At 44.2% G+C, this 12,106-nt stretch carries 9 protein-coding genes; 5 read left to right on the top strand and 4 right to left on the bottom strand.

Annotation, left to right across the window (positions count from 1 at the left end; genetic code table 11):
* Position 1: 1 nt before the first annotated feature.
* Positions 2-3,163, top strand: coding sequence for an efflux RND transporter permease subunit (locus R7Q46_RS06205; RefSeq protein ID WP_005378264.1), 3,162 nt, complete (start codon positions 2-4; stop codon positions 3,161-3,163).
* A 187-nt stretch (positions 3,164-3,350) separates the two neighbouring features.
* Complete coding sequence (locus tag R7Q46_RS06200; RefSeq protein WP_017635039.1) at positions 3,351-3,806, top strand: MarR family winged helix-turn-helix transcriptional regulator; 456 nt, start codon at positions 3,351-3,353, stop codon at positions 3,804-3,806.
* Positions 3,807-3,850: 44 nt separating this feature from the next.
* Here R7Q46_RS06200 and R7Q46_RS06195 read toward each other — a convergent pair whose 3' ends face one another.
* On the bottom strand, positions 3,851-4,807 hold the full coding sequence (locus tag R7Q46_RS06195) for an AEC family transporter (RefSeq protein WP_025766898.1): 957 nt from the start codon (positions 4,805-4,807) through the stop codon (positions 3,851-3,853).
* Between the two features lie 601 nt (positions 4,808-5,408).
* Between R7Q46_RS06195 and trpS the strand changes: the two genes are divergently transcribed.
* Positions 5,409-6,431, top strand: a complete 1,023-nt coding sequence (trpS, locus tag R7Q46_RS06190) for a tryptophan--tRNA ligase (protein WP_318077398.1) — start codon at positions 5,409-5,411, stop codon at positions 6,429-6,431.
* 84 nt (positions 6,432-6,515) lie between these two features.
* Here the strand turns inward: trpS and R7Q46_RS06185 are convergent, their stop codons facing one another.
* On the bottom strand, positions 6,516-7,472 hold the full coding sequence (locus R7Q46_RS06185; protein ID WP_318077397.1) for an ATP-dependent dsDNA exonuclease: 957 nt from the start codon (positions 7,470-7,472) through the stop codon (positions 6,516-6,518).
* Positions 7,469-8,797, bottom strand: a complete 1,329-nt coding sequence (locus R7Q46_RS06180) for a sphingomyelin phosphodiesterase (RefSeq protein ID WP_213871551.1) — start codon at positions 8,795-8,797, stop codon at positions 7,469-7,471. The genes R7Q46_RS06185 and R7Q46_RS06180 overlap by 4 nt, the downstream gene beginning before the upstream one ends.
* A gap of 291 nt (positions 8,798-9,088) precedes the next feature.
* Between R7Q46_RS06180 and R7Q46_RS06175 the strand changes: the two genes are divergently transcribed.
* Both R7Q46_RS06175 and R7Q46_RS06170 read left to right on the top strand, forming a co-directional pair.
* Positions 9,089-9,355: a hypothetical protein gene (locus R7Q46_RS06175; RefSeq protein WP_025766895.1), complete on the top strand. Its 267-nt coding sequence runs from the start codon at positions 9,089-9,091 to the stop codon at positions 9,353-9,355.
* A gap of 155 nt (positions 9,356-9,510) precedes the next feature.
* On the top strand, positions 9,511-11,139 hold the full coding sequence (locus tag R7Q46_RS06170; RefSeq protein WP_318077396.1) for a methyl-accepting chemotaxis protein: 1,629 nt from the start codon (positions 9,511-9,513) through the stop codon (positions 11,137-11,139).
* A 125-nt stretch (positions 11,140-11,264) separates the two neighbouring features.
* On the opposite strand, the gene miaE is transcribed toward R7Q46_RS06170, so the two are convergent.
* Positions 11,265-12,035 (bottom strand): tRNA isopentenyl-2-thiomethyl-A-37 hydroxylase MiaE, encoded by a 771-nt coding sequence (miaE, locus tag R7Q46_RS06165; RefSeq protein WP_005388968.1) that lies wholly within the window; start codon positions 12,033-12,035, stop codon positions 11,265-11,267.
* Positions 12,036-12,106: the final 71 nt, after the last annotated feature.

Here is a 12,106-nt window from a genome sequence, read left to right as displayed (position 1 = left end):
CATGGCACGATTTTTTATCGATCGTCCGGTATTTGCTTGGGTTCTCGCGATTCTAACGATGTTGGCGGGGGTAATGTCATTATTCAATTTACCCGTCTCGCAATACCCAACGATTTCACCGACGACGATCACCATCAGTGCTCGCTATCCAGGTGCATCAGCAAAAACCGTTGAAGACTCGGTAACGCAGGTTATCGAGCAAAACATGACAGGATTAGATTACCTTCGCTACCTATCATCGAGCAGTGATGCATTTGGTAATGCGACAATTACCCTGACGTTTGATAGCGAAGCTGATCCTGATATCGCGCAAGTACAGGTGCAGAACAAACTGCAATTGGCATTGACTTCATTGCCGATGGAGGTACAAAACCAAGGTATTGTCGTCAATAAATCCAATACGGCATTTCTCATGGTTGTCGCAGTTTATTCTGAAGATCCTGACTTTACAGAAAACGATATCGGCGACTTTGTTGTAACGAATATTCAAGACCCGATAAGTCGTGTAACTGGTGTAGGACAAGTGCAGGCGTTTGGTGCGCAGTATGCAATGCGAGTTTGGCTGGACCCTTTTAAACTTACGCAGTTCAACTTGACCGCGATCGACGTAGCAAATGCGATCAGTGAACAGAACGCGCAAGTTTCTTCAGGTCAACTTGGTGCGGCACCTGCGCAGGAAGGTCAGTTGTTGAATGCTACGATTTCGTCTGCAAGTCGTTTGAGCAGTGTAGAAGAGTTCCAAGACATCATTCTTAAGTCCGACGCCAGTGGTTCGAATGTTTATTTGAAAGATGTAGCTCGCGTTGAGCGTGGTGCAGAAAGTTATGATATTCGAGGCCAATATAATGGCTTCCCAGCATCGGGGTTAGGTATTTCATTAGGTACTGGCGCAAACGCGCTTGAGACAGCCAATGCGGTAAAAGAGCGCTTAGAACAACTGAGTGCAACGTTCCCAGAAGGGTTGCAGATTGCTTACCCATTTGAAACAACGCCATTCGTCAAAGCCTCGATTCAAGAAGTGGTTAAAACGCTATTAGAAGCCATTCTTCTTGTGTTCTTAATCATGTACCTGTTCTTGCAGAACTTCCGTGCGACGATCATTCCAACGATCGCAGTGCCTGTCGTATTGCTCGGAACCTTCGCTATTTTGTACGCGACTGGATTTAGTGTAAACACGTTAACCATGTTCGCGATGGTTCTGGCTATCGGTTTGCTGGTGGATGATGCCATCGTTGTGGTAGAAAACGTCGAGCGTGTGATGCATGAAGATGGTTTAGAGCCCAAAGAAGCGACCAAAAAATCGATGGGACAGATTACTGGTGCCCTGATTGGTGTCGGTTTGACGCTTTCAGCGGTATTCGTCCCTATGGCGTTTATGTCTGGTTCTACCGGGGTTATTTACCGTCAGTTTTCGATAACTATTGTGGCGGCTATGACGCTTTCCGTTTTGGTTGCGATAATTCTGACTCCGGCATTGTGTGCTACGTTGCTGAAAAAAGGCGATGCTGAGCTTCTAGAGAAGAAAGGCTTCTTTGGCTGGTTTAACCGCAAGTTTGATGCGATGACAGCAGGCTATGAAACCGGCGTTGCCAAACTTCTAAAACGCACAGGTCGCATGTTGGTTGTATTTTTGGCAATGAGTGCAGGTGCTGGCTGGTTATTTATGAACCTTCCAACGTCATTTTTGCCAGATGAAGACCAAGGCACAGTATTCTCAATGGCTATTTTGCCGCCTAACTCAACACAAGAACAGACGGAAAAAACACTTGAGAAAATGCGTGACTTTTACCTAGTAGACGAAAAAGACAATGTAAAATCTGTCTTCTCCGTTGCTGGATTTAGTTTCGCAGGCCAAGGCCAAAACATGGGGATGGCATTTATCGGTCTGAAAGATTGGTCTGAGCGTGAAGCGCCTGGCGCCGATGCCGCTTCCATTACTGGTCGAGCGATGGGGTACTTCTCTACCATTAAAGAAGCTTTGGTGTTTGCGTTCGCCCCTCCAGCGATTCAAGAGCTAGGTAACTCGACAGGTTTCGATTTCTATCTCCAAGACTCGTTGAATAAAGGGCACGATGCATTAGTTGCGGCTCAAGGGCAACTTCTGGGCATGGCAGCACAAAACCCGAAACTTGTCGGTGTTCGTCCAAACGGTCAGGCAGATGCGCCAATGTACAAAGTGAACATTGACCACGTCAAACTTCGTGCTTTGGATGTCAGTATCAATGACGTAAACCAAATCCTGTCAGCTGCATGGGGCGGGGCTTACATTAACGATTATATTGATCGCGGTCGTGTGAAGAAAGTGATGGTGCAAAGTGATGCGGAATACCGCATGCAGCCAAAAGACTTCGATTCATGGTACGTACGCAACGCTAAAGGAGAGATGGTGCCTTTCTCTGCTTTTGCGAGTGGCGAGTGGACCTATGGGTCTCCTCTTTTGCAGCGCTTTGATGGTTTGCCAGCAATGAATATTCAAGGCGGTGCAGCTCCTGGTGTAAGTACTGGTGAAGCCATGGAAGAAATTGAAGCAATGGTAGAAAAGCTACCAGAAGGTTTCACGGTGAACTGGAATGGTATTTCGTATGAAGAGCGCCTTTCCGGAAACCAAGCGCCGATGTTATATGCGCTGTCTATCCTCGTCGTATTCTTAGTTCTCGCCGCTTTGTATGAAAGTTGGTCAGTACCTTTCGCCGTGGTGTTAGTTGTGCCTCTTGGTGTGCTTGGTGCTGTGCTCGCGGTAATGACGCGAAGTATGGACAACGATGTATTCTTCCAGGTGAGTTTATTAACGACGGTCGGCTTGGCAACTAAAAACGCGATTCTGATTGTTGAGTTTGCGAAAGATTACTACGAGAAAGGCGCTGGCCTTATCGAAGCAACCCTGCATGCCGTTCGTGTTCGTCTGCGCCCAATTATCATGACATCGCTTGCTTTTGGTTTGGGTGTGGTACCACTTGCTATCAGTTCAGGTGTGGGATCGGCAGGTCAAAACGCAGTAGGTACCGGCGTACTTGGTGGCATGATCAGTGCCACGATATTGGGTATATTCTTCGTCCCAATCTTCTTTGTAGTGGTTGAGCGATTGTTTGATCGACGTGCGAGAAAAGAGTCGGAGGCAGAGTTGTCTGAGACCAGCACTAAACCCACTCAGCAAAGCGAGTAGGACTTGGTTGTTTTAACTGAGTTATACTAGTGATAATAAACACGATTAAAGGGCGCTTCGGCGCTCTTTATTTTATGTTTTCACTTGGTGGTTACCGTCTATGACGCGAGCCTGAAAGACGGCGTGTTGTGTGCAGTATCAGCACAGCCTTTTCGGCCGAATGAAAGCCTAAAGAAGAAAAACGACGATGAAAGATCAGAAAATTTCCCCAATTTCCGTTTTGGATCAAAGCCCTATGTTTGTCTGCGGTGTGATGCAGCGCATGTACCGCAATCGTGCCCAAGCCGAGCTGTCTCGGCAAAATTTGATGACACTAGAAATGGCAAGTGCACTGGCCGCTTTAGAAGAATTTCAACCTATGAGCCAGCAAGCGTTGGCTGATGCGGTTCGAACTGAGCGAAGTGTAGCAAAGCGGATGGTGGACAATCTGGAAAAGAGAGGGTTTGTTCAAGTTTCTAAAAGTAAATCGAATCAGCGCCTTAAAATGCTAAGCATGACAAAAGAGGGAGCAAATGCTTTAAAGCAAGTTCATCAAATCATGACGAATTTACAGAAAGAGTTTTTTTCTTGTTTGTCGGAATCTGAAGCGAGTGAATTTTTTCGTCTGGTAAGAAAGCTCACTTTTGCGAATCACGACCAGTAACTGACATCAATGCCTTTTAGCGTCTTTATTTTATCGCGGACCAATTATATTAAGCTGTAGAACTTAAGAAATAGGATGCCCAACGTACAGGTCACGGTAGAAAGCACCGTAGTGAGTGCGATGATATTTGCAGCTAACGTGGCATTGCCTCCCATGGAACGCGCCATGACATAGCTGGCAGCAGCGACTGGAGAGGCGTTCATAAAGAAAAGAATACCTAGCTCAATTCCTCGAAATCCTACTAAGTAAGCTCCCATGGTGATGATGACTGGCGCTACGATGAGCTTGTAACTGCTCGCAAACCAAGATGGACCTTTCTCTTTTCTCATCAAGCTAAAGTCAAGTGAGCCGCCCGTACACAACAGCGCCAAAGGCAATGTCATTTTGGACAAGTAGTCTCCTGCGTCAATAACCACATTCGGTACTGGAATAGCGAGTAAATAAAAAGCCATTCCTAGAACAATGGAGATTATGAGCGGATTCCTAGTCAGTGTTCGGCCCATCATCTTTGCTGCTTGCGAGGCAGACGTTGCCCCCTTGGGCGATAAGCAAATTACCGCTTGGACGTTATAAATAAATGTGGTGACCGCGACATAGAGCGCTGCTAGCGCCACACCTTGAGAACCATACGCATTGGCAACGTAAGCGATACCAATAATACCTGTATTTGCTCGGAACCCACCTTGGATGAGAACGCCTTGGTCAGGCGATGCTTTGAACAGAAGTTTGACGGAAAGGTAGGTGAAAATGAAAAACGAAATACTAGCGATGACGCCGAAATTGACGAATCCACTTGCCGCGGAAAAGTCGTGTTCTGAAGCCACAATGCTGACAAATAACATTGCAGGCAAGGTAACTTGAAACACCAGTTTAGAGCCTACTTCGATAAAATTATCGTTGATTAGACCAAAGCGCTTAAAAAGAACGCCAAGTACCAACATCAAACAGATAGGTCCGGTTATCGACAAAGAGAATTGCAACTGATGTAAAACAGCTTCCATGTAAGTATCCGCAGCAAAAGAAAAAAGTGTTCCTGTTGCCTATTAAGCCACAAACCCGGAGGGTAGGACAGTAACGTAATGAAATTTTCTTCTGTTGTAGGTTCCGGAGTCATTTACACTCCAAGTTATGGACGAGGTCCCAATTTAACAAAGCGGTACTGGTCCTACGTGCGATATGTTGGTTAACTCGTTGTCGTGATGCATCCACATGCGTATTAGATGTGAGGGCTGGTCATCGTAGTTATGGATAGGAGTTCATCAATGAAAAGGAAACACAACAAAACTGTACTGTGTGCGTTTGTCTCTGGTTCGGTATTTGGTGCGGTTTTGGTCATTGCGATGTCTTTACCAATGTAATCCTCTTAATTGGCTGTTGGAACACTCACTCTAATTCAGTACAAAACAGATTGAGTTCTGCGGTATGTGCTGTTAGTTTAAAAAACATGAAAATACACGTTCGCCCTTCATTAACAACCTTCTCTTGGTGGCGCTCTAAATAGAGCGGCGCGGAATACTTACATTCTTAAGCTGCTGGATGGTAGCTAAGAGTGTTTGATCTTTTTATCTCCAGTAGCGATCTATTAAATACTTGGAGACAAATATGAATAGCCATAAAAATACATCTCAGCGTGAAATTATACTTACCGGAGATCGAGCAACAGGTCCATTACACCTAGGGCACTATATTGGTTCATTGCAACAACGAGTCAAATTGCAAACGGAGTACGAGCAAACGATCTTGGTTGCGGACATGCAAGGGCTGACGGATAACGCGCATAATCCATCAAAGGTATCCTCTAATATTCTCAATGTCGTTGCAGATTATTTGGCTGTTGGTATCAACCCCGCTCAAACTACGATCACGTTGCAGTCTCAAATTCCAGCGTTAGCCGAGTTGACAATGTATTACAGTAATCTTGTTTCTATCGCACGATTAGAGCGAAACCCTACGGTTAAAAATGAGATTCAGAGTAAAGGGTTTGAACGCTCTATTCCCGCAGGCTTTTTAACGTATCCAATTTCTCAAGCTGCTGATATTACGGGGTTTCATGCGACGCTAGTACCAGTGGGTGATGACCAACTGCCAATGTTAGAGCAAACTAATGAAATCGTGAGAAAAATAAACTATCTGGGTGGAAAAGAGGTTCTTAGAGAATGCCGTCCATTACTTAGCGATGCACCTCGTTTGCCGAGTACTGACGGTAAAAATAAGATGTCTAAAAGCATGGGGAACGCAATCAACTTAGGGGCCTCCGAAAAGGAGATTTCCGCGGCAGTGAAATCTATGTATACCGATCCCAATCATCTGAAAATTGAGGACCCTGGCCAAGTCGAAGGGAATATTGTATTCATCTACCTCGATGCTTTTCATCCTGATAAAAATTATGTCGAACAGCTAAAAGACCATTATCGACGAGGTGGGTTAGGTGATGGTTTGACCAAGAAAGTGTTAGAAGAATGCTTACAAGAGATGCTTCGCCCTATTCGAGAAAAGCGCGCTATGTATTTGAATGATAAAGCGCAGCTGATTGATATTTTAAAACAAGGTAGTGAGCGTTCTCGCGAGAAAACCGAAAAAGTGCTATTTGATGTGAAAGATGTATTTGGTTTAAATTTGTTCTGAATTAAAAGTAGAGAGTTGAACATAAGGCACGACGGCTGGTTAGCAACGTGCCTTTTTAAGTTCCCAGTCAGTCAAAGCGCATTGTTAAGAAGAAAAAAATTCACGACGAAAATCCGCGACTTCTTGTTGGTAATAGCTTTGCCATTCCGGTTCTGACAAATTTGAATGGCTAGAAGCTCTTTGCGTTCTTAGCTTGGACTCAAGTTGTTGTAATGCTTGTTGATAATCTTTGACTTGTTTTTTTTGCTCTGTAATTTGCTGCTGACGAGCATGAATGTTTTTACTTTCTTCTTTCGTTAAGTAAGTTCGTTCTAGCTCTGCGATGAGCGCCAAGCGATCTGGTAGGCTCATACTATTAGGAATCAGGGTGACCGCACGCTCATATTTTTCCTGGTCGCTTGTTAGCCCGATAGCACCTGCATGTTCTTGCCAGTCAATGGTGAGTTGCTCGAAAGCTCGCAAAAAGTTATCTGGGCTTTGAGTGTCCAGCTTTTGGGCTTCTAAGTTGAAATCGTACAGCGCGAACTCATCCGCAAAAACAACATCAGCCAATTCCCCCCAGATGCTTCTTGCTTCGTTCTTCAGCTGTGCAACACGCGACACCAGTGATTGTTGCTCATCAAATAACAAATTTCCTACACTCTCTTGCCATTGGCTGCTGAGCTGAGGGTAGTTCGCCAAAAGCTGGAATCGAGCTAAAGATAAATGCGCCTCAAACAAGGCGATCTGCTCTTCACAACTACGGTTCAACATACACTCATGCCAAAACGTCTCAAGTTCAGCGACAAGTTTCCTGCCTTTGAGTTGAGTTAATCGCTCAGTCGTTATTTGAACTGTGGAAGGGAGCTTAGTTGTTTGTGATGAAGTATCTGTATCGGGCACGATGCTGCTTGTTTGTGGTGATGTACTGGAGACACTCTGATTTTTTGTCTTGGGGGAAGGAGAGGAAGCGAGCTCTTCTTTTTGAACATCGTGATTGAAAGTTAAAAATATCATGCCCGCCATAATGGCGGACATGATTATCAAAGCGATTTTCTTCATGGCTTGATTGTTGCGCTTACTGGGAAATGGTCAGAAAGGTTGTAGTGTTTCCATAAACTCTCTGCGGTTGTGCGCGGCACGTCTACACGGTTGTCATTGAATGATTTCACCCCGTATTCACTACTCACCATAACATAGTCAAGGTATTCCACGTTTTCGCCACCTGATAACGCTTCACCTGCAAAGTTATTGATACGGGGATCAAAGGTTGACTCCGTGTAACCAGAGTACTGAGGCTCTATGGCGCTTAAGTTAGCGATCATTTGTTGGTAGTCACCAGGGAACTTTCTTTTGTTTACGTTAAAGTCGCCGCTGTATACCACAGTTTCGCTCGAAGGAATGTCAAGAGATTGGGCGAGTGTGCGGATTTGTTTGAACTGGCGCTGACGATACTCACGGGCGGTGTCTGTATCGAAAGATGCGGTATGGGTAGCAAACACATGGTAAGCCTGACCACCTTTAATTATTTCCGCATAATTTACGCCTTTATCGGCAAAGCAGTCTGTACCAGAGCAATCGGGAAAGACATATTGCGCTTCATTCACGATAGGGTAGCGACTAACTATGATTACGCCACCATCATGAATATTAACGCCTTCTTTATCTAACATCTTTGTTTGGTAAGGATATTCCTTGGCTAACTCACGTAAGAATGCTTCACGGCCGCTGGCAAACACCTCTTGCAGCGCCAAAACATCGTAACCTTTTACATGTTGAGGAATCAGTTCGTAACGATCTCCAATGTGCGATGCAATAGCCGTCAACGCCCAGATGTTATAAGTCATCAACTTAAGGTTTTGTTCTTCGTTGTCGACAGACTCCGCTACCTTGCTTGGCGTGATGGTGTAGTAAAGATCATCATATCGAGCGGTACTGTCTGACTTAAATGCCAGTTCGGTTTCTCTCGTACCAAAAGCGTTAGTGTTGGCACGATGAATGTTACGATCATCTTTGAGAGATAACTCGACATCGGCTGCGGATAAGCCGTATTCAATGGTCGAATTGTACCAATGGCCTTCCATTATTTGATTGAGTGTTATGCTTTCACCTTCGGGGCTAGAAACCACAGTTTCAAAACGGTAAGTTTGATTTGATTTCACGCCCTCCCAGCGGTTGAAGCTTAATACAGATTTAGTTTCCCACGGACCAAGTACCTGCACATGTTGTTGCCACTCGTCTCCGTATTGAAGCAAATCACTGCCTTCATGTTTTACTTGAATAGTTAACGGTTGATCAGAGTTATTCGTTAGGTAAACGTCGGTATCTGCAATGCTGGGTAACGCTATCAAGCTACTTAATAAAAGGCTCCACTGCGAAAATTTCATCTTATTTTTCCATCATTTGAACTAGAGTAATCATTCTTGTTTATAAATGTTACTTGCACGTTAAATATGGATGACATCTAAGTCAGTGCTGAAAATTGTTATCAGAATGTGATCTTTATTCAATGGTGAGGGTGGGGGTATTGAGTGTGTTGCCGTTGAAGCGGTGGAAAATAATACCAACAGTCAACGAATTGCATTCACTGCAATCAAGCTGTCATCTTTGCTCTATAAGTTGTGCGGCGTCATTCATCTAGCCATATGGCTAGAACTCAAATTGATAGATGGAGCACCATGGCTAGAGCAGTAAATCCAACCGATGAAACCATCATTAAATTGTTACAAGAGCAAGGTCTGATTAGAAGTGAAGCAGAAGCGCGTTTAAAGAAAGAGGTGTACCGCTTGCAGCCTAATGAGATAGCAAAAGTAAAAAATTATGCCCAGCATTTTGGGATAAACGCGAAAGAAAAGCTCATCGATGAGATCTTGGATCTGCGCCGAGAAGCGCTCATGAAAAGATGTAGACACAATAAGGAGCATACGAGCCTATCTCTAAAATAGCATGTGATAAAACTATCAATTACTGGTCAAGATTTGATCTCTCAAGCCGATGTATATAAGAGCGTTCAATGATATCGAGCGCAAAAAACAGTGTGTTTTAGAGGTTAAGCTTTCACTTAAGTGAGAGGTTTGGAAAGGCTGCGGGGAGAAAGTGCATGCGTATTAAAGACTTAAGTGTCGTAAAGAAAATATCGGTTAGTTATTTAACCGTTTTTGCCGTGTTTGGTTTAGTGTCAGTAATGTTGGTGCAAGGTTTGTTAACACTGAATAAAGACATCTCAGTGTTAACAGATAAAAGTTTACCTTCTGTTGCGATTTTGAAAGGTATCCAAGTTGATATTACTAAAGTGCGTAAAGATGAGTTCTCTTTATTGCCAAACGCAAATCACCCCAAAATTGGTGAGTGGTTAAAAGGCCTCGACCAATGGCGTTCTGATGTGCAGGCTGGTATTGCAGAATACGAAAAGCTCGACCTTAATAAGCGTGAAACGCAGTCCTTTAGCGTTTTTAAAGAAACTTGGAATCAATACATCAAAGAAACGAAGACTTACAACGTATTGCTAAGCCAAGGCGATGCTGAAAGTGCAAATGATGTAATTTTATCAAGTTTCGATACCTACTCAAAAGCGTTGAGCAGCTTGGATGATACCCTCGCGTTGAACGATGAGTTGGTGAATTTGATTGGCGAAGAAGTACAAAGTGAAGCGGCATTTACACAATACAGCGCTGCTGTTGGTGCGCTTGTCGTCGCATTGGTCATGGTAATGTCTGCCATGTTGCTTTCTCGAGTCATCTGCGGGCCTGTTGATCGAGCATTGGAATTCGCTGCCAAAATCGCCAAGGGTCAATTGAATAATCAAATCGACGAAAGCGAATTGAGCAAAGACGAGTTAGGAACGCTGCTCAAAGAGCTTGTCGGTATGCAAACAAACTTACATTCGTTGGTTTCTGAGATTAATGACTCAACGATTCAGCTAACGGCAGCAGTAGAGGAAGTGAGTGCTATTTCTTCTCAGACCGCCTCTGGTATGCAAAATCAACAAATTGAACTTAGCTCGGTGGCTTCTGCGATGACAGAGATGCAAGCTGCTGTAAGTGAAGTGGCACAAAATACCGAAGTTGGCGCAACCTCTGCTTATTCGGCTGCGGAAGTGGCAAAGCAAGGAACGGCGACGTTACAACAAACTATCGCAGTAATTGAGCGTGTATCACATACGATCCAAGAATCAGATGAACTGGCACGTGAGCTTGAATCGAGCTCAAACAATATCAATGTGGTCGTCGATGTGATCCGCGGGATTGCCGAGCAAACAAACTTGTTAGCACTGAACGCCGCAATTGAAGCCGCTCGGGCTGGTGAACAAGGACGTGGGTTTGCTGTTGTGGCAGATGAGGTTCGTTCTCTGGCGCAACGCACTCAAGACTCCACTTCACAAATTGTGGAAATTGTTAATCAGCTACAAGAGAGCAGCAGTAAAATAGGGCATTCAAGCCGTGATTGTCAGGAGGGTATTTCTCAGTGTGTTGAGCAAGTTAATGATGCTGATAGCCAGATAAAAGAAATTGAACATTCTGTCGATAACATAGCGCAAATGAGCACACAAATCGCAACGGCGTGCAGTGAGCAGAATTCTGTATCCGAAGAGCTGAATCGCAGTGTGGAGCATATTAATAGTGCTTCAACAGAGATGGCTGAGGGAGCTTCACAAACGGCTGTGGCTTGTCAGCAGATTAGTAGCCTAGCGCACAACTTGAAAACTCGAATGGGTTCATTCCAGCTCTAGTTGTTGTGTTTCAGCTTTATTCCTAACCTCATTGCTACAATAAATAAGCCGGACGAAATGTCCGGCTTATTTATTCTCTGTCTATATAAGTTGAGAGTATGCTCAACCTTGGGAGAATATGCTCGCTAGGCTGGAATACCACTGTGAAACTTAAAATCTGTATCTGGCGTAGAAATTAAATCTGCCTCTATACGTCCAAAGTAGGCGATGCGCTCGCTGATATCTTTGCCTGCGATTTGCTCCGCTAATACAAGATAATCCTGGTAATGGCGTGCTTCAGAACGTAATAAAGAAATGTAGAACTTTGCGATATCGTCATCCATATGTGGTGCTAGTTTGGCAAAACGCTCACAAGATCGGGCTTCGATGTACGCACCAATGATGAGTTTATCGATCAGCGTTTCCGGCTCATGAGTCTTCATATGCGAAATCAGTCCTTTAGCATAACGACTTGCTGGAATATTTTTATACTCAATTCCACGACTTTCCATGATCTCTAAAACTTGATAAAAGTGGTGTAACTCCTCTTTTATCAAAAGCACCATCTTATCGATCAAATCTTGGCTGTATGGTGAGTCGGACTTAGCCATGATTGACTTAGAAATATTGCTCTTGCCTTTTAAAGTTTCCAATGAGCCTACGTTACGGTAAGCAAAATCTTCGTAGGGCTTAAACCAGTCAAGTAGAGCATGTGAACTGGATTGGTCAACGGCATACTTACGAATTAAAAACATGGCAGATTGGCCAGCTTTTAGTTCGCACAGTAGGTGGTCTAACAAAATGGTTTGAAGGTTCTCTGGTTTCTTTGCTTCCTCTACCCATTCATCAGGTGTACTGCATTGCAGAAATTGGTTAATGGGAGCAAGAAGATCTTGATAGGCGTCTAGATTCATCATTTTAGTTTTAGTACTTCACATTTTTATTGGGCATATCCGTTGTCTTGCGGATAGAAAAAAGGCTGCAATTG

This window comes from Vibrio sp. 811 (genome assembly GCF_033339195.1).
This window is presented reverse-complemented; position numbering and strand designations above follow the sequence as displayed.